This window comes from Pseudoalteromonas sp. THAF3 (assembly GCF_009363775.1).
Taxonomy (GTDB): domain Bacteria; phylum Pseudomonadota; class Gammaproteobacteria; order Enterobacterales; family Alteromonadaceae; genus Pseudoalteromonas; species Pseudoalteromonas ruthenica.
Genome location: NZ_CP045418.1, coordinates 3,114,493 through 3,132,793, shown reverse-complemented (window position 1 = coordinate 3,132,793; position 18,301 = coordinate 3,114,493). Strand labels below are relative to the sequence as shown.

The 18,301-nt window shown below is 47.9% G+C and carries 13 protein-coding genes; 4 read left to right on the top strand and 9 right to left on the bottom strand.

Annotated features, from left to right (window positions below):
- Positions 1-21 precede the first annotated feature (21 nt).
- Positions 22-3,414 carry a S8 family serine peptidase gene (locus FIU82_RS14660; RefSeq protein WP_152441383.1) on the top strand — a complete coding sequence of 1,131 codons (3,393 nt, stop codon included), beginning with the start codon at positions 22-24 and terminating at the stop codon, positions 3,412-3,414.
- Positions 3,415-3,529: 115 nt separating this feature from the next.
- On the opposite strand, the gene FIU82_RS14655 is transcribed toward FIU82_RS14660, so the two are convergent.
- Together FIU82_RS14655 and FIU82_RS14650 are read right to left on the bottom strand one after the other, a co-directional pair.
- A complete protein-coding gene (locus FIU82_RS14655; RefSeq protein ID WP_045979403.1) occupies positions 3,530-3,979 on the bottom strand; it encodes a cytochrome c in 450 nt (149 codons plus the stop codon).
- A 132-nt stretch (positions 3,980-4,111) separates the two neighbouring features.
- Positions 4,112-4,582, bottom strand: coding sequence for a DUF2721 domain-containing protein (locus FIU82_RS14650; RefSeq protein WP_022944979.1), 471 nt, complete (start codon positions 4,580-4,582; stop codon positions 4,112-4,114).
- 268 nt (positions 4,583-4,850) lie between these two features.
- Here FIU82_RS14650 and FIU82_RS14645 point away from each other — a divergent pair, with 268 nt between their 5' ends.
- Both FIU82_RS14645 and FIU82_RS14640 read left to right on the top strand, forming a co-directional pair.
- The gene (locus FIU82_RS14645; RefSeq protein ID WP_045979475.1) at positions 4,851-5,165 is read left to right on the top strand and encodes a DUF4870 domain-containing protein; all 315 of its coding nucleotides are present in this window, start codon (positions 4,851-4,853) and stop codon (positions 5,163-5,165) included.
- A gap of 39 nt (positions 5,166-5,204) precedes the next feature.
- Complete coding sequence (locus FIU82_RS14640) at positions 5,205-5,663, top strand: YqaA family protein (protein WP_026111116.1); 459 nt, start codon at positions 5,205-5,207, stop codon at positions 5,661-5,663.
- A gap of 27 nt (positions 5,664-5,690) precedes the next feature.
- Here the strand turns inward: FIU82_RS14640 and folX are convergent, their stop codons facing one another.
- The 6 genes from folX to ycaO all read right to left on the bottom strand — a co-directional run bounded on the left by folX (position 5,691) and on the right by ycaO (position 14,713).
- Positions 5,691-6,047 carry a dihydroneopterin triphosphate 2'-epimerase gene (gene folX, locus FIU82_RS14635; RefSeq protein ID WP_022944982.1) on the bottom strand — a complete coding sequence of 119 codons (357 nt, stop codon included), beginning with the start codon at positions 6,045-6,047 and terminating at the stop codon, positions 5,691-5,693.
- 8 nt (positions 6,048-6,055) lie between these two features.
- Entirely contained in the window at positions 6,056-6,610 is a 555-nt protein-coding gene (folE, locus tag FIU82_RS14630) for a GTP cyclohydrolase I FolE (RefSeq protein WP_022944983.1), read from the bottom strand.
- A gap of 11 nt (positions 6,611-6,621) precedes the next feature.
- A complete protein-coding gene (folM, locus tag FIU82_RS14625) occupies positions 6,622-7,329 on the bottom strand; it encodes a dihydromonapterin reductase (RefSeq protein WP_152441382.1) in 708 nt (235 codons plus the stop codon).
- Positions 7,330-7,480: 151 nt separating this feature from the next.
- On the bottom strand, positions 7,481-8,311 hold the full coding sequence (gene nadE / locus FIU82_RS14620) for an ammonia-dependent NAD(+) synthetase (RefSeq protein WP_151173619.1): 831 nt from the start codon (positions 8,309-8,311) through the stop codon (positions 7,481-7,483).
- Positions 8,312-8,406: 95 nt separating this feature from the next.
- A complete protein-coding gene (locus FIU82_RS14615; protein WP_152441381.1) occupies positions 8,407-12,810 on the bottom strand; it encodes a PAS domain-containing protein in 4,404 nt (1,467 codons plus the stop codon).
- Between the two features lie 142 nt (positions 12,811-12,952).
- Positions 12,953-14,713 carry a 30S ribosomal protein S12 methylthiotransferase accessory factor YcaO gene (ycaO, locus tag FIU82_RS14610; protein WP_026111117.1) on the bottom strand — a complete coding sequence of 587 codons (1,761 nt, stop codon included), beginning with the start codon at positions 14,711-14,713 and terminating at the stop codon, positions 12,953-12,955.
- 153 nt (positions 14,714-14,866) lie between these two features.
- On the opposite strand from ycaO, the gene FIU82_RS14605 reads away from it, so the two are divergent.
- Positions 14,867-17,125, top strand: a complete 2,259-nt coding sequence (locus tag FIU82_RS14605) for a penicillin acylase family protein (protein ID WP_152441380.1) — start codon at positions 14,867-14,869, stop codon at positions 17,123-17,125.
- Here the strand turns inward: FIU82_RS14605 and FIU82_RS14600 are convergent.
- Complete coding sequence (locus FIU82_RS14600; protein ID WP_022944989.1) at positions 17,122-18,216, bottom strand: GGDEF domain-containing protein; 1,095 nt, start codon at positions 18,214-18,216, stop codon at positions 17,122-17,124. The two genes, FIU82_RS14605 and FIU82_RS14600, sit on opposite strands and share 4 nt — an antisense overlap.
- Positions 18,217-18,301: the final 85 nt, after the last annotated feature.

Sequence of the window (18,301 nt, the reverse complement as noted above, 5' to 3'; positions counted from 1 at the left end):
GATGTCTTTCAGAGGAAAATTATGGCTTCAAATAAACTCAAATTGAGTGCATTAGCACTGGGCGTGTCGTCTGCCCTGCTTGGCACTCAAGTCGCAGCTTCAGAGCTAGAACCACAGAATAAAATTTTTACACCGCAGCATCAAAGCAAAATTGAGCGCCAACTTGGCGACATTAAAAAACAGAACAAACGTGCTGTATCTTGGCTTATTGAGCTTAACAGTGAGCCGATGTTTTCAGTAAGCAAAGATCAGCAAGCCACGCAAAGTGCGCATATCTCGCAAGCGCAAGAGCGCGTATTAAGTAATATTCAAAGCGCCGATTTAAACCTCAATGTGATCACACGCACCACTAAGCTGGTTAATGCGCTTGTTGTTAACGGCGATGAGTCTGAAGTGAGAAAAGTGCTGGCGCACGAGGATGTGAAAGAAATCTACCCGGTTTACGACTATGAGCTTAATGTTGCTGATAGTGCTGATTACATCAAAGCAACGCCCTTAGTTGAGAGCCAAATCGCGACTGGTGAAGGAGTTCGAGTGGCCGTGCTTGATACCGGCATTGATTATACCCACGCAGTATTTGGTGGTGAGGGTACGCAAGCGGCTTATGACGCAGCCACTGCTGATCCCACGACGGTAACTTGGCCGCAAGGTATTGTTAAAGGCGGTTATGACTACTTTAATGATGATGCCGATCCGATTGACTTCGGCACGAGCCACGGTACACATGTTTCACACTCGGTAACGGGGATTGCACCTAATGTAGAATTGTTTGTGTATTCGGTGTGTGGCGGTGGTTGTCCAGGGCTTGCACAATTACTGGCGCTAGAATCAGCGATGGACCCCAATGGCGACATGGATATTGAAGACCGTGTTGATGTAGTTAACATGTCTTTAGGTGGCGACTACGGTGACCTTGCGGAAGATGCGGTAGGCTTATTTATTAATCGCGCCGCCAAGTTAGGTACAAGTGTGGTTATCTCTGCCGGCAACGATGGTGCATATCCATTTATCGTTGGTGGCCCAAGCACCACTGAAAATGCACTTTCTGTGGGAGCCATGACTCACCCAACGGATGAGACTCGTGTGGCTGAAGGCACAGTGGCAGGCGAAGAAGCTGTTATTCAGGGCGCCAATTTTGGCCCAGGTGCGTTCAGCTTTAGCAGCGATGACATTGAGCTGGTTTATCCAGATGCCAACCAAACCGCTTGTGAGCCTTTTGCTGAAGGTGTTGATTTTACAGGCAAGGCTGTAGTGGTGGACCGTGGTGGCTGTAATTTCACTGATAAAGTACTGGCTGCCCAAACTAAGGGTGCTGCTTTTGTTATTATCGCCAATAACGTTGATGATGGCACGCCTGCGCCTATGGGCGGATTTGACGAAGCAGTGAGTATTCCATCAGTGGGGGTTACTTTTGCCACTGGGGCGCAATTAAAAGGCGGCGCTAGCTTCAATATTTCCTCTGAGTTAGTGGCAACACCTGGTGCAATGGCCGATTTCACCTCTCGTGGACCTTCGGTCAGCGGCCTATTAAAACCTGAGATCACTGCCCCCGGTGTTAATATCATGACCGCCGAGCCTGGCACAGGCACAGGGCTTTCTGGAGCAACAGGCACGTCATTCTCAGGCCCAATTACTGCTGGTACTATCAGTATGCTTAAAGAGGCTTTACCAGAGCGCAATGCGATGGAACTTAAAGCAACCTTGATGAACGCAGCAAACCTTGATGTTACCGTCACCCCACGTGCGCTTGATGAGAACGCAGCAATGGCACCGATTAGCGCCATTGGCTCTGGTTTGGTTGACGTAGAAAAGGCTGCGAACCTACCGGTAGCGGCGTGGGCAAAAGACACGCATCAAGCTGCGCTGTCATTCGGGCTGCAAAGCTTAAGTGAAACAACCACGATGACTAAAACCGTGGTAGTTAAAAACTTCTCAAGCAGTGCTAAGACATATGAGCTCAGTTTAGAGCAGCGTTTTGCAGACGATGTTGAACGCGGCAGCTTAATGGCTGAGTATCCCACTTCAGTGACTATTCCGGCGGGCCAATCCGTCGAGTTTGAAGTGGCAATGACTATTGACCCCACAACATTACCAGAGTGGCAGCTAAGTGGCAGCAATATTGACACCTTAGCAGCGACTGAGTTGCTGACAGACTCAGAGCTAGATGGTGCGTTGGTCTTTAGTGAAGGCGGTGAACAGGCCTTGCACTTGGTTTATCATGTACTTCCACGTGCAGCGGCAAAACCTGTGATCAGCGCCGAAAAAGGTGAGCAAGGTGTTGTTTATACACTGCACAACCAAGGTGCTGCGGAGCTCACACCGGTGATTGTTGAAAATACAGTAACAGACACAGTGGGTGATGGTGGTCGTTTAGATATTGTAGCTGGTAGTGTCGAGACATTGGCTGTGCCAGCCTCGTTCTGTGAATCAGGTTATGGCGTATTTACAACTTTAGTTGTTGACCAGCCTGTAGCCCACGCTGATATGGGTGGCTTCGCCGCAGATTTTGATATGGATGGTGATGGCCGCTGGGATGTCACAGCCCACTCGCTAAACTACTCACTGTTTAATGGCCCGACACCTACACCTATTACCTTTACAACGCCTTATGGTCAACTAAGCGGTAATCTGAGTAACTTGTACTTCGACAGTGCGACTAACTATGTAACACTGCAAAATTGTATTGGTGATTATGGTCTGACTGCGGCGGACTTGGGCAATGTCAATGCTACGGTACGTTTCAGAACCGCGCCTGATAACTTCCCAACAGGTGGCAGTAACGCCGTTGATACTGCTCAAGGTAACTATAACTTCGCACCTGCACAAATTGTGGCAATGGCAGTAGATGCTCAAGGTGATGAAGTACAGAGTATTGCGCCTGGTGAAAGTGCACAGTTCTTATTTGCTGATGCTAACTTCACTATTCTATCTACCAATGGCGCTAAAGCCGTTGTCACCTCACCGCGCAATGATATGCAAGTGGCGCCTAGTTTGGCTGACGCGCAGTTCTCGGTAGACGAAAACACCGAACAAGGTACGGTTATTGGTACACTTACCGCTGAGCGTAATGCGACCTTTGCTGGCGCTATTTCAGAGTTTATTGTTGTGAGCTCAAGCTCGACCGCCGTTGATATTAACAGCGATGGTGAGGTCATTGTGGCCAATGCCGAACAGCTTGATTATGACAGTGGTCTTGAACAGGTGATGTTTGAAGTTGTTGCCACAGATACCAGCGGCAATATTTCTAACACGGCAACGGTGATGGTCAATGTCACTAACCTAGCTGATGAAGCATCTGAGCAACCAGAACCACAGCCTCAAGTTCCTGTGAAGAAGAGCACTAGCTCGGGCTCATTAGGGTGGCTAGCGCTACTGATGGCACCACTAATGTGGTTGCGTCGTCGTCGCAGCTAATTCGTTGAGCTATGGACATAAAAACGGCGCCTGAAGGCGCCGTTTTTTATAGGTGTTCCAACATGGTAATCAGCTTGAGCTTCATACTGGTTGATACCGCCATGAGCGGGTTTGTTTAGTCTTTAAATGACTTGTGGCAATCTTTACAGCCTTTCGCCCAGTTTTTAAAAGCAGGAGCGATTTGCTTTTTATCACCACTTTTAGCAGCAACAGCAAGTTCTTGGGCATATTGCGCAAAGGAGTTGGCTTTTTTATCAAAGGTGGCCTTGTCTTCCCAGATGGCTGCTAAGGCATCGGTATTACCCTGATCTGAGCCCGCAGTGAACGCTTCCCAAGGCATTTGTGATAGCGCTGCAGCGTTATCTGCGCGTTGTTGAAAGCGTGCCGCGTCAAAAGGAACCTTACCCTTAAGCATGTCGCCCATGTCACCAATTTGCACCCGGATCAATGAAAAGACCGACTGCCGATACTCAATCGCATCTTCCGGCTTCTCGAACACGGAGTTTGCTAGTGCTGAACCCGATGTGGCGATCAGAGTCGCCGCCAATAATGTTTTTAGTTTCATTCCATTTGCCCCTTTTCGTAAAACAACCTTCTTTTTACCTAAGCAGGGCAGTGAACACAAGAGCAAGTGTGCTAATAATCGCTGCAATGACTAATAAGTCCTACTAAACGCTGAAGGTATGGGCAATTGTGGTTATTCTCCGAGATCAATGTCTGCGAATATCATGCCCCTGCGCATACTTCTAGTCGCTAAAAAGACTTCTCCTAATAACGCGATAAATGCCAATATAAGCAGCAGCATCGCGACCATAAAACACCCAGCAATAGCAGTACCAAGGTTAATGGCTTGGATATTTGCCATAAACAACAGCATAACGACAGCACTCACTAAGGTAGCGCTGAGTACACTGAAACTAAAAGCGATATGAATACAACGCGCACGCTTTAACAGGGCGCGCAGCTCAGTTGCTAGTGAGCGATTAAACTCTTCATCGCTGCTGATTTTTAGTTTTCTCTCCAAGGCACGAGCACGGTCGGTGATCCGCGCCAAGCGGTTTGATAGTACCCCAAGGGTGGCCGCAATCCCTGTGATTAGAAATACCGGAGCGACGGCTGTTTGAATGACCTTTGCCATGGTTAAAATATTAACAACTTCAGTACCCACGTTAACTCCGACGATGATATTACAAGAGCCCTAGTCTAGCGCTAATACGCCGTAATACCAATGCTTAGGCTGTCCTCACAGAGCCAACCTATACGCACCTGGTTTGTTATTAATACTGAGCGGGTATCTAGACACAAGCAAGAAAACCTGCGAATCTGAATACCAAACCCATAAAGCAGGAGAGAATATGGAACCCGTATTACCAGAGAAGAATGACACCCCGCCACCGGCAAACAATAACAACAAGCAAAGCAATGATGAGAAAACCATGGCGATGCTGTGTCACTTAGCCGCACTCGCGGGTTTTATAGTGCCATTTGGATCTATCATTGGCCCGTTGATTGTCTGGTTGGTGAAAAAAGATGAGATGGAAGTGGTTGACCGTCATGGCCGCGCGTCATTGAACTTTCAGCTAACTATGCTTATTGCTTTCATCGTCTGCTTCTTACTTATTTTTGTTGCTATTGGGGTTGTGCTACTGCCTTTAGTCGCCATTTTCTCATTCGTAATGGTGATTATTGCTAGCATCAAAGCCTACGAAGGCAAAGAGTTTAAGTATCCGCTGTGTATTAAGTTTTTATAAGCATTAGACATACAAAAATAGCAATACAGGAGCGTTTTGCTGGCCTATTTTAGTTTATTTTTAACCGCCTTTGTGTCGGCAACGCTCCTACCTAGCTCATCGGAATTGGTACTTACTGCGATGGTGACGCAAGGGGGCTATCACCTAGTGTTGTTATGGTTGTTTGCAACGCTCGGGAATGTTCTTGGTAGCTGTGTCAATTATGCCTTGGGGACCCAAGTTACACGCTTTCAGCACAAAAAGTGGTTTCCGGTCTCAGCCGCAGCGATGGAAAAAGCGACACGCCGTTTTCATCGTTACGGTGTGTATAGCCTATTTTTCGCATGGCTGCCGGTGATTGGCGATCCACTCACCGTGATAGGTGGTATCTTTCGGGTCCGGTTTTGGCTGTTTGTTGCTATTGTCAGTATCGGTAAAGGCGTGCGGTATTGGGTGGTTATATTGATGGCTCTTGGCATACAGTCATTGTATGGCGGGGGGGAAGCACTCGCCAATTAATGCGAGTGCTTAATCATAGCTAGACAGCTAAGCGTGCCAATCCAAGGTCAACGATACAGAGTCGGCAAATCGCAACGCATGTGGCTTGTCCACCCGTACTTTAGCGTAATGCACACTAGGGTGCTGGTGGCAGAGCGCTAAGATATCCGCGACTAGCTTTTCTAAAAGTAAAAACTGTCCTTGCTCTACCAGTGCGATCACTTCCTTGGTGACAGTCTTATAGTTGAGTGCCTCTTGCACCTCATCACTGGTACACGCCTTATCTGCCGGATAGTGGATCTCGATATTAATCACAACATCTTGCTTTTTTTCCCGTTCTTCGGGGTTGAACCCAATATAGGTTCTTAGCCGGAGATTAGTAACATTGATAATGGCGTTGGTCATGGTGTGTCCTAATTCTTCACTAGCTGCAGAAATTCATTGCGCGTTTTCGGATCAGTGCGGAAATTACCAAGCATAACTGACGTACGCATTTTAGAGTTTTGCTTTTCGACCCCACGCATCATCATACACATGTGCTTAGCTTCAACGATCACGCCAACGCCTTTGGCGCCAGTGACTTCTTCAACTGCTTGAGCGATTTGATGAGTCAATTGCTCTTGGATCTGGAAGCGACGGGCAAACATGTCAACGATACGGGCAAACTTCGAAAGCCCTAAGACCTTACCGTCGGGAATGTAAGCAATATGTGCTTTGCCGACAAAGGGTAACAGGTGATGCTCACACATTGAGTAAAGCTCTATATCTTGGATCAGAACCATGTCATCAGCATCAGAGGTAAACACCGCATTATTGGTGATTTCTGCTAATGTCTGACGGTAGCCTTGAGTAAGGTACTCCATGGCTTTGGCTGCACGCTTGGGGGTATCTAGTAGGCCTTCGCGTTGTGGGTCTTCGCCAACGGCGGAGATTAATTGTTGGTAACTTTGTTTTAATTCGTCGTGCATAATGTTCTCAATTACTTTAGATGACGGCCGCCATCAACGGCTAAGCTGCGTCCGGTTATATAGTCGCTGGTTAGCAGAAGCTCGACAGCATTAATAATTTCTCGACATCCAGGTTCAATGCCCATGAGGGATTTTTGTAATGTCTTGTGTTTATACTGTTCACTGTCGCCCTCGTTAAAAATAATCAGCGAAGGGGCAACAGCGTTCACTTTTATATGTGGTGCGTACTTGGCCGCAAATGACTTAGTTAAATTATCCAATGCCGCTTTGCTGGCTGCGTAGGCAAGGTGTTTGGCACTGCCTGTCTCGACCACAAAGTCGGTTAAATGAATAATGTCGCTATAGCCATCGCTGTGCTCGAGCATGTCTTGGCAATGTTGATTGATAAGGTAAGGTACCTTGGCATGAATACGCATCATATTATCGAACAAGGCTGCGTAGTCGTCGTTTTTACTCTCACTATCCCAACTTGATGCGTTATGAATAATAGCGCGTAACTTTGGCGTATGGACTCGTAACTCATTGATAAAATGCACAATGCTTTCATCGTCACTAAAATCTGCTTGAATACAAGTAACACCTTGCGCCGCTAACTCATCTACTGCATTGTGCCGAGTACGGTAGGTAATAATGACATCGTGCTGCTCAGCTACAAAATGCTGGGCAAGGGCAAGACCTATACGTTGTCCGGCCCCGGTTATTAAAATTGGAAAGGACATAACTTCTTCAGTTTAAGCGTGAACTGCTCTTACTATAAACAAATGACAAAAGGATTGCAGTGTTTACGCATGGGCGAGAGCGGTCGATCATTTACGCCTGAGGTTAGTTTTGTTGTAGTCATAGCCCATGTACTGACATGGGCTATGTGCACTAATCGTAAATGGTCGGAATCGGTTGACGCTTATGCTGAGTGCGCTGATATATGGCGATTATGCGTTGCTCTATTTCTGCACTTAAGGGTTTCGCCTCAAGGAAGTCGTCGATTTGGTCATAACTTAAGCCCAGTGCTTCTTCGTCTGTGAGGCCGGGGCGATCGCACTCTAAGTCGGCGGTCGGTGCCTTGGTAACTAAGGCGTCAGGCGCTCCGAGGTGTTGAGCAAGTGCACGTACTTGGCGTTTAGATAAGCCAAACAGCGGCGCTAGATCGCACGCACCATCCCCAAACTTAGTATAAAACCCGGTAATGTTCTCCGCGCTATGATCGGTGCCAACGACTAAACCTTGATGTAGACCCGCTAGCTCATACTGGGCAATCATGCGTTGGCGCGCTTTGACATTGCCCTTAACGAAATCAATATGGCTTTGTGCGGGTAAACTTAAATCACTGCCAGCGAGGCTGCTTAGCACCTGTTCATGCATATGGTCGGTAGCGGGTTTGATGTTCACGGTAACACGCTGACTGGGTTGAATAAAATCGAGCGCCAGCTGCGCCTCATCCTCGTCGGCTTGTACACCATAAGGTAAGCGCACGGCAATGAACTGATATTGTTCAGTATCGTGATCGGCGTTGAGCTCTTCAATGGCAAGCTGGCAAAGACGGCCGCAAGTAGAGGAATCAACACCGCCACTGATGCCAAGCACCAAGGTGCGACAGTGGGCTTGTTGAAGCTTGTGTTTTAAAAATGACACCCGACGAGTAACTTCTTGTTGGACATCAATGCTAGGTTGCACTTTCATTTCGGCAACGATTTCGGCTCGCATAATTCCCCCGCTTGAGCAAGATGGTAAGCAGCTATTATGTAAGCATTTACAAAAAAATTAAAGCGCCGACCTCGGGGTTGCTATTTTGCTTCGCGCTATTCACACGGCGGTGCCATATGTGCCCAGATGGTCAGCTTCTCGTAGAGCGCGTCTGGCTTAAGGGGCTTACTCAAATAATCGTTCATACCCGATTGCAAACATTTTTCCTTGTCGCCCTCCATTGCATTGGCGGTCAGGGCAATAATCGCAATGTTTTGATGTTGCTCTCCGGCCTTGCCTTGGCGGATTTGAGTGGCTGCTTGGTAGCCATCAAGAATGGGCATTTGGCAATCCATCAGCACCACATCAAAATACCCCGAAGGACACTGTTGCAAGCGTGTTATCGCTTGTTGTCCATCATTGGCAATTTCGTAGTTGCAACCGTGCTTGTCCAATAAGGATGAGGTAACAATTTGATTGACCTGATTATCTTCTACAAGCAAACAGTTAATAGTCCCTGAGAGCTGCTGCGCACCAGTCTCTTCTGAGCGCGTATAACCGCTGAAAATATCAAAGCTAGTTAATGGATGAAACGCCAATCGGAAGTGTTCAAATTCCAATTGCTCGCTGACTTCATTAGTTTGCTCCATATTCGCTAAGACCAACAGCTGACATTGTTCGCTAAGCGTGCTTTTCAGTCGATGCTGTAACTCATGGGTATTTTTTAATAGCGGTTCGGCATCGATAATGAGGCGCTCGACGCTTTGGTTAGCCAAATGCTCAAGCAAGTCATTGCCATCCGTAAAGCAGGTGACCTTTGCTCCCATCAACTCACAGTGTTGCCGAGCGAGGGTACTCTCTTGGCGGTCATGACAGAAAATAGCCACGTGCTCACCCACCAGGTGTTGAGTGATGGTAGATTGCTCATCGGCTTCCAGTTGAATGAAGAACGTAAATGTACTGCCTTGATCCACAGTGCTTTTCACACTGACATCGCCATGCATGAGCTGACATAGCTGACGGACAATGGCAAGACCTAAACCGGTGCCGCCAAAGCGCCGGGTGGTGGAGCTGTCAGCCTGGGTAAAGGCATCAAATAATTGCGCTTGAGCTTGCTTAGAGATACCAATACCGGTGTCTTGGACACTGCAGGTAAATACCCCATGCTCATCGAGTGTTGCGGTAATCGTTATCTCACCGTCTTCGGTAAATTTAATCGCATTCGATAACAAGTTGGCCAGCACTTGTCGCAAGCGGTTGGGATCACCCTCAACTATTTGCTGTGGTAGCTGATGCGCATCCAGATATAAACGGTTGTTTTGTTGCTGTGCTTTCAAGGCTAGCGACTCAACAACCTGTGACAACACTTGGTGAATATCAAAACTTATGTGTTCAATTTCTACCTTGCCCGCTTCAATTTTAGAAAAATCCAATATGTCGTTGATAATACTTAACAAGGTGTTGGCAGAAGAGCGGGCTAGTTGCAGGTGATGATGCTGCGAGTCATTTAATGTGCTGTGATCCAGTAGCTCTAACATGCCCAATACGCCATTCATCGGCGTACGTATTTCATGACTCATACTGGCAAGAAACTCACTTTTTACGAGCGCCGCATGCTCAGCTTTATTTTTCGCGTTGCGAAGGGCAATTTCCGTTAGTTGTCTTTCGTGGTTGGCATAGACACCACCGATGATATTAGCGATAGCAATAAGAAAGTTTTCATCATTCTCACTCCATACACGCGGTTCATGAAGCTGTTCTGCGCACACCACACCGACCATGCCATGGCGCCCCGGAATGGCACAGTCGAGAAGCGCATGAATATTGAGCGGCTGCAAATAGTCCTGTAAAAATTCCCTGGTCAGCGGATCGTTGTGAGCATCACTGATGCTTAATACCGCTCGCTTTTGTATCGCGTTAAAGTAAGTTGGGTATTGCTCCCCGACTAATACACCGCTCTCGCTATGGCTGTTTTTCTCTTGCTCGTACAGTGACAGTAAATGCATTTTTTGATGGGCATCGTCAAACAACCAGATACTGACCCTATGGGTGTTTAAGGTGCGGCTGACCATGCGGGTGATAATGTGTTTAGCCGCGTCTAAATCACCATTGAGAATCGCGTCATCGACCGTGAGCCCTGCTAAAGCGCTATTCCGTTGTGCTAATTGCTGTTGTGCGAGCTGGCCGCGCTTTTCGCCATCTATATCTTGGGTAGAGCCAAAGATGCGAATACAGCGTTGCTGGTCAAACTCCGCCTCACCGCGTACGCGTACCCATTTCTTATCGCCTTGAGCGGTGACTATTTGTAGCTCAGTACAAAATGGCTGACGGTTATTGATAGTGCGACTAATGAGCGTATTTAGCTGGGATTGGGAACTGGGTGTGAAAAAGTGAAAAAGATTATCTGCGGTGATCAGGTAGCTATCATCGACGCCATGAATCTCGCGGTTCACTTTGGACCAGAACGCGTGGTTAGTATCGTTATTCAGCTCCCATGCGCCAATGCGCGCCTGGGTACTCATTGCTTCGAGCATTTGTTTATGCGTCAACAGCTGCTTGCTGATTCGTTGCTGCTCAGTGATGTCGCTAGCAACCATATAAATTTTGCTATTCTCTTGATCCAGAGCCAAGTTAATACGGCACAGCAGCTGTTTATGTGAGTGGGTACGCAAGTAGCAATCAAATTGAGTTTCATTGTCTTGCTGGCTCAACTTATTAAATTGTTGTTGTACGCGCTCTTTATCATCACAGGCGACAAAGTCGAGCAGCGGCTTGGCAAGTATTTCACTGGCTGTAAAGCCCAAGCCCCGGTATATGCGTGAGTTGGCGCGTTCGAAAAAGCCATGTACGTTGAGAATAGCCATAAAGTTAGCACTGAGCTCAAAGAAGCGCTCGATCTCTTGCTTAGCATGGCGTAGTGCCGCCTCAGTCGACTTTTGTGAGCTAATATCTAAGTGCGTGCCAATCATACGTTTTGGTCGACCATCGTCGCACCATTCAATGACTCGGCCGGTATCCAGAACCCACACCCAATGGCCTAATTTATGACGCATTCGGGCTTCACATACATACTGTTCACTGTGTCCCTGCCAGTGTTGCTCCAAACGTAGTCCTGATTCTTTTAAGTCATCAGGGTGGGTGTGATTGAGCCAAGTATCAATATTAATGGGGGTGAGCTCTTCGAGATCATAACCAATGATTTGCGCCCAACGCTCGTTAAACGTCACTTCGCCGCTTTGTACTTGCCAATCCCAGGTTCCAACACCGATATTTTCAACGATCAATGCTAGGCGCTGACTCTTTTCAAGTATTTCTGCTTGTGTCGCCTTCTTTTCGCGCAAATCTTCAATGAGTAGCCACACAAAAGGTTCACCCTGAGCATTGGTAAATTGCACCCCATTCACATTCACCGGGAAGGTATCGTTGTTTTGCCACAGAGCTTCTCCAGCAACAATATGTTGACCATGGCGCAATTGATCTAAGGCCGGTACTGTGCGCTCGTTGAAGCGCAGAGTGTTGGCGAAGTGTTGTTGTTTTAGCTGTTGTAAGTGGGTATCGAGCGAGTTTAGTAAGGCTTTATTAGCATTGATATAGCGGCCCGTTTTGGCATCACATAACGCGATACCTAGCGGAAAAAGGTCAAATAACGCTTGAAGGCGCTGCTCATTGACCATGAGTTTTAAGAATAAGGCTCGAAGCCAAGCTAAAAACAGTACCACTAACAAAGTGGTTAAAATAATCGCGATGCGCGCATAGCCAAAGTTCTCCCACGGAGGCTGCCAGCCCGCTTGCGGTTGAACTGCCAAATACCAAGTATCATTAGGTAGACTAATCGATAGTTCAATGGGGTCGCTATAGCGAATAGCGGTATCGCCAAACATGTGTTTATCTGGATTACGCTTATATAAGGCGACATTGAATTGCTCTTGTAACTGTACGAGCCCGCCATTGCTATAGACCTTGTTGGCGTCGAGCACGACCGATATCAGCCCCCAAAACTCTTGTTTCGGCTGCTGCATATAAATGGGCAGTCGAGCAATAATACCAACGCCGCCTTGCACTAAATTAACAGGGGCGGCGATCACTATTTCTCCTCCTTCCTTAGCTGCCAAAGCCGCATCACGTTGACTGGGGGTGGCCATATAGTCGAGGCCAATGGCTCCCTCATTACCCTTGAGAGGGTAGGTCATTCGAATAACCATATCCGGTGCAGCACCTATAGTGCGCAGTTCTTTAGAACTGGTAAATAGGCTTTGCGCAATAACACTGAATTGTTGTTGGTTGAGGTTAGGCTGGGCAGCGATGGCCGGTATTAATCCGCGTACAAGTTGAATATTGGCGGTCATCAGTGCCTGTAATTGGCTGCGATAACTTTGTGCTACTTCCCGCACATCTTGGCGATATTGTTGCTCAGCTTTTTGATAATTGAGGTGATCGAGAAATACAGCCACAGCCAAGGTTAGGGCTATTAGGCCGTAAAAGGCAATGGCATAAAAGCGGCTTTTCGAAGCTGGTGGCATGGCTGCAGATAGTCGGTGGTTGAACAACACCTTAAACTATAGTGCAGTAGCGGGGCTTGTCTAATTAATATATCAGCTAAGGTGCTGATTTTTAGAGTATAGGAACAATGCGCCCAGGCTTTGGGCGCATCATCAAAAGAGTTTAGCTATCGCTTACTTGGCGATCCCAAAACTGCGCTTTTGCTCTGTGTAGTTTACGGTAGCCATCGAGTAGTGCGTGGTGCTTTTTAAAGCCTTCAAGTGCTAAGCCTGGGAAGCTAAGCCCGTGGAATTGTATCCGCGCTTCTGCTATTTCAATCGCGAGTTCAACATTGTCAGCACCAAACATCAGCGCCAATGAGCTTTGATAAGTGCTGTAAGCTCGTTGTTCGTCATATTTGATTTCCAAGACCGCTTTTAAGCAGCGGAAGAAGCGAATACGCTCGGGGCTAATTTGATCGGTATGCAGAATCCACTCGACCCAATCAATGGCTTCCTCGCTTTGTGCTGCAAGGCATAGATGCGCTTTTAGCTCGCCGATGCGCAGCGTATGCCAAGGCGTGTCGGCATCAGTCACCACACCGATAAATTCGGCAGCGCGGATAATATCGCTATGTCCTGCTTCTTCTAAGCGGTCGTAGATTTCCAGCCATTGTTCGGCGTCGTATTGATCTAGTGACAGGAAGTCCTGGCGGAATTTAGCGCCTTCATTATTGTTGCGCCAGATGAGCTCATCCACAGGGTAAATATCGGATAAACCGGGTACCAAGATACGACAGGCGTACACGTTTAAGTGCGTGTAATCCATGATGTAGATGTCATAGCCCATGTCGTGGATCAGATCCGTGCAGAATTGGTACTCTTGTTCGGTGTTGCCGCTGAAATCCCAGTGCACAAAGTCAAAATCGGCTTGGTCACGGAAGAAGTCATAGGAGATCAGGCCGCTGGAGTCGATAAAATGTAATTCGATATTTTCTGCTGACGCTACTTCGTCGTTATCGAAAGTGGCGCATTGGAATACGTCAAGTTGGTCAAGGCGACGGCCTTGAAGAAGCTCAGTAACGGTACGCTCTAACGCCACTTCAAATGACGGGTGAGCACCGAATGAAGCGAACACCGAGCCATCAACTGGATTGATTAGGGTCACACTCATAACCGGGTATTTACCGCCCAACGACGCATCGGCGATGCGCAAATGAAACCCATGGCTGCGTAGCTCTTCACAGGCTTGGTGAATCTTCGGATATTGCTTCACCACCTCTTCAGGTACTTCGGGTAGGCAAATTCCTTCGGCGATAATTTGGTTTTTAATGGCGCGCTCAAACACTTCTGAAAGGCCTTGCACGCGAGCTTCATATTTGGTGTTACCGGCACTCATGCCGTTAGATACAAAGATGTTGCCGATGACATTGACGGGGATGTAGGCAATTTCTTCATCGCGCACACGTGTATATGGCAGCGCACAAATACCGCGCTCGGTATTGCCGGAGTTAAAGTCATAAAGGTGAGATGGGGTGAGTTCGCGCTCAGGGTCAAAATAGTCCCATAGCTGCTCATTCATCAAACCTTCTGGCACTTGTTCGCCGTCAACGGCAAACCACTTTTCACTGGGGTAGTGGGTGAATTCGGCGTTCGCGAACTCTTCGCCTAAGTAAAAATCGGCGAAGAAGTAGTTGCAGCTTAAACGCTCAAAATACTCCCCTAGTGCCGACGCTAAACACGCTTTATCGGTAGCCCCTTTACCATTAGTGAACATCACCCCACAGTCTTTATCACGGATGTGGACCGAGTAGCAGTTAGCCACTGGATTCAGCCACAAAGCCTCCTCCACATTGATATCTAATGCCACGAGTTTGTTTTGCATGGTAGAGATAGACGATTCTAAGTCTCGGTCTTTACCTTTGATAAAAGTCTGTTCAGTCATAATGTTCTCAATAAAGCGACACGCAGTTGATTGCGAAGAAATCTTACTATGGCCGTTATTATATCGGTAACTTGCCTTTAACACGAACAAAGCTTAAAAAATGTCATACACTAGCTGTGGGCAGAATAACAATAAACTCGATATGGACAGGTTATGTTGATGTGGATTAAGCGCTTAGCGATAGCAGTCATTGTTTTGCTACTTCTGGTAACGGCACTCCTTTATGCCATTTTATATCTCAGTTTGCCAAGCCTAGATGGTCGCGGTCAAAGTCAGAGTATTGATAAAGTGGTGACCATAAAGCGCGATGCGCTAGGGCAAGCCATTGTCGATGCTCACTCAATGGCCGATGCCGCATATGGGCTGGGTTTTGCCCATTCGCAAGACCGTTTCTTTCAAATGGATTTACTGCGGCGTAATGCGGCGGGCGAACTCAGTGCGCTTTTTGGTGAGGCCGCTTTGCCATTGGATAAGAAAATGCGTTTCCATCAACTGCGTCAACGCTCAAAGCGCATTTATGCTCAGCTTAAACCGGCACAACAGCAATTGCTTCAGCGTTATAGCCAAGGCGTGAATGATGCCCAGCAGGCGCAGAGTTTAAAAACCTTTGAATACTTGTTAGTGGGCGCCGATATTGAGCCTTGGCAGCCAGTCGACAGCTTATTAGTGATTTACAGCATGTACCTCGATTTACAAGCCGGTACTTTTGCCCGTGACATGGTGCTAGAGCGTATCGAGCAGCAGTTTGGTTCGCCAATGCGGCAGTTTTTAACTCAGCCTTCATCTTATCAATCTGCACTCGATAACAGCGAACTCTTGGCACCACAGATGACGATTCCATTGCTGCCGGCTTCAGCTCAGCATGCTCAGATACGGGAAATCATTCCTAGTTTGGAAGTGGGGAGCAACAATTGGGCTGTGTCGGGGGAGTTAACCACAAGCGGCCAGCCTATGGTCGCCGATGACATGCATTTAGGCTTAGCGGTGCCCATTATTTGGTATCGTGCGCAGCTGAATATTGCCGATACCCAAGTAACAGGCGTGTCGTTACCGGGTGCGCCCACCATTGTTGTTGGCAGTAATAACCACATTGCGTGGGGATTCACCAATGCCTACGTCGACACATCTGATTGGATTCGCCTTAGCGACGACGCTGATTTAGTCGAGGTACAAGAGAGCATCGCCCTTGATGATGGCAGTGTGCATCAATATCGCTTACTCATGAGCGATTATGGCCCGGTGCGCGAAGTCGGTGGTCAGCGCTACGCGCTTAGTTGGGTGGGCCATTACGATTATGCCTTGAACCTTGATTTAGCTGAACTCGCCACCACCAAAACGGTCACCGAAGCCTTTCAGTTAGCGAATACAGCCGGTATGCCGGTGCAAAATCTAGTGGTTGTTGATGCCCAAGGCCAGCTAGGCTGGCAGCCCATGGGTGCTATTGCAGCACGCACTCAACCTAGTGATACCGCTATCACCGAGCAGCAATTTGAACAAGCTTGGTTTAGTAATGAGCCGCAGCGACCACGCGTGATGAACCCTAAACAGGGGCGCATTTGGACCGCCAATGCGCGTGTTATGTCAGCACAGCAGCATCAGCGCTTTGGTGATGGAGGCTATGCGCTAGGAGCGCGCCAGCAACAAATCCGCGACCGTCTCGCTGCACGTGAACAGTTTGATGAGCAGGCATTCCTTAACCTGCAACTTGATAATGAAGCGCGCTTTTTAGGCAAATGGCAGGCGCTATTGGTGACGACTTTGCAGAGCGAACCTAAGTCCTCATACTTAGAGGCGGTTCGCAATTGGCAGGGCTGTGCATGCACTGATTCCATTGGCTATACCTTAGTTCGCTACTTCCGCAGCGCAGTGATGGACACCGTGTTTGCCGATATTGAGTCGGCGCTAGCACAAGAGTCTTTGTCTCTAGGGCCTATCAAACGCAATCTTGAGCCCGCCACCTGGCAGCTTTTGGCGCAGCCTCAGCGCTGGCAGTTGGGTGATAAACAGAGCTTACTGATACGCAGCTTCGCGCTCGCGACTCAGCGTTTGCGTGACAAATTTGGCGATGATATGCAGCAATGGCAATGGGGCAATGTGAATGCGTTAGCGCTCAAGCATCCGTTTAGCAAACAGGTACCGTTGCTGAGCTCATGGCTGAATATGCCAATTACCCCCGGGTTTGGTGATAGCTTTATGCCCGCAGTGCAGCGCCCAGAATTTGGCGCTTCACAGCGATTTATTGCGCAACCGGGGCGTTTGGAACACGCTATTTTAGCCATTCCTGGTGGTCAATCGGCACATCCGTTGTCTTCGTTTTATCGGGCGGGTTATCAGCAGTTTGCTGAGCATCAAGCGACGTCTTTATTACCTGGCGAGCCCTTGCATCGCATTGAATTTCGGGCTGCTGATTAGGTGACTTGTGTCAGTGTCACTGGCGCTGACGCCGCTAAGGTCGTTTGGTCACGACCGTTGGATTTACTGCGATACAGAGCGTCATCAGCGACGTTGATAACGTCCTCCACGCTCTGCTGTGGTTGCCACTGGCTAAGACCAAAGCTCATAGTCAATGACAATTCGGGGCTTACCTGCCGTGCGTCCATGGTTTTGATGGCACTGCGGATAGATTCTATCCTTGCCGAGGCGGTATCAATATCAATATTGGGCAGGGCAATAATAAATTCTTCCCCTCCCCAGCGCGCGACAACATCGCTGGCGCGAGTGTGTTCAAGTAATGTTTGCGACAGTGCTACCAGCACTTTGTCACCGACTTCGTGGCCATATTGGTCGTTAATCTGCTTAAAATAATCGATATCGCCGATAGCGACACACATGGGTTGCTCTGCTGTGCTGCAGCGATTGTGTAACTTCAACATAAGTTCTTTGGCAAAGCGTCGATTATATAATCCGGTAAGAAAATCTTTGGCTGCCATATCTGCGAGCGTAGAGCGTTGTTCTAAAGTGATACGGCGGATCAGTGCAAGGGTATAAATCATCGGCACTCCGGCGACAAGAATATTAGCGACCTCGATATAGCGTAAAAACTCACCATACGCATAGGGATAGGCAACACCGGAGAACAAAATGTATATGGCAGCAAATATAGCGATCAAGGTCAGGCTGAAGCCCACTGCACTACCCATTCGCATTTTATAATCAACCATTAAAATACATGAGACACTCCATAGATAAAACTGAAAGCCCGTTTCCGTGCCCATAAAGGCACAGGCGGCAATTGAATGTACCACTACCTCAACGCTGACCACCCTTAACCCCCAACTTTGTCGGTTATTTTTAATTAACCAAATCCCGAGTAGCCAGCTTAAGGTACTAAATATGTTCAAAATCGCTAAAGGAGTCGCGCCGATGACATAAAAGCCGGGGATCAGAGCAGCGTGAATCGCGGCAGCGAAGATAGCAACGCGTACAATAATCTTAAACTTGAGCTCTTCAACCTGCTCAAAAATGCCTTCAGCTGAGTGTGTATTGCTGGGTAGCTTCTGCAATGGACGACCTACTGCCGATGAAAAATCGTATGACTATTGAGTATAGTGCATAAGGGTAATTTTGTTAGGCTGGCAACTATATGAT

What these genes read in the sequence shown, in the direction of transcription:
- FIU82_RS14660 (WP_152441383.1), top strand. Translation starts at nt 22, where the DNA reads ATGGCTTCAAATAAACTCAAATTGAGTGCATTAGCACTGGGCGTGTCG.
- FIU82_RS14655 (WP_045979403.1), bottom strand. Translation starts at nt 3,979, where the DNA reads ATGAAACTAAAAACATTATTGGCGGCGACTCTGATCGCCACATCGGGT.
- FIU82_RS14645 (WP_045979475.1), top strand. Translation starts at nt 4,851, where the DNA reads ATGGCGATGCTGTGTCACTTAGCCGCACTCGCGGGTTTTATAGTGCCA.
- folX (WP_022944982.1), bottom strand. Translation starts at nt 6,047, where the DNA reads ATGACCAACGCCATTATCAATGTTACTAATCTCCGGCTAAGAACCTAT.
- folE (WP_022944983.1), bottom strand. Translation starts at nt 6,610, where the DNA reads ATGCACGACGAATTAAAACAAAGTTACCAACAATTAATCTCCGCCGTT.
- folM (WP_152441382.1), bottom strand. Translation starts at nt 7,329, where the DNA reads ATGTCCTTTCCAATTTTAATAACCGGGGCCGGACAACGTATAGGTCTT.
- nadE (WP_151173619.1), bottom strand. Translation starts at nt 8,311, where the DNA reads ATGCGAGCCGAAATCGTTGCCGAAATGAAAGTGCAACCTAGCATTGAT.
- FIU82_RS14615 (WP_152441381.1), bottom strand. Translation starts at nt 12,810, where the DNA reads ATGCCACCAGCTTCGAAAAGCCGCTTTTATGCCATTGCCTTTTACGGC.
- ycaO (WP_026111117.1), bottom strand. Translation starts at nt 14,713, where the DNA reads ATGACTGAACAGACTTTTATCAAAGGTAAAGACCGAGACTTAGAATCG.
- FIU82_RS14605 (WP_152441380.1), top strand. Translation starts at nt 14,867, where the DNA reads ATGTTGATGTGGATTAAGCGCTTAGCGATAGCAGTCATTGTTTTGCTA.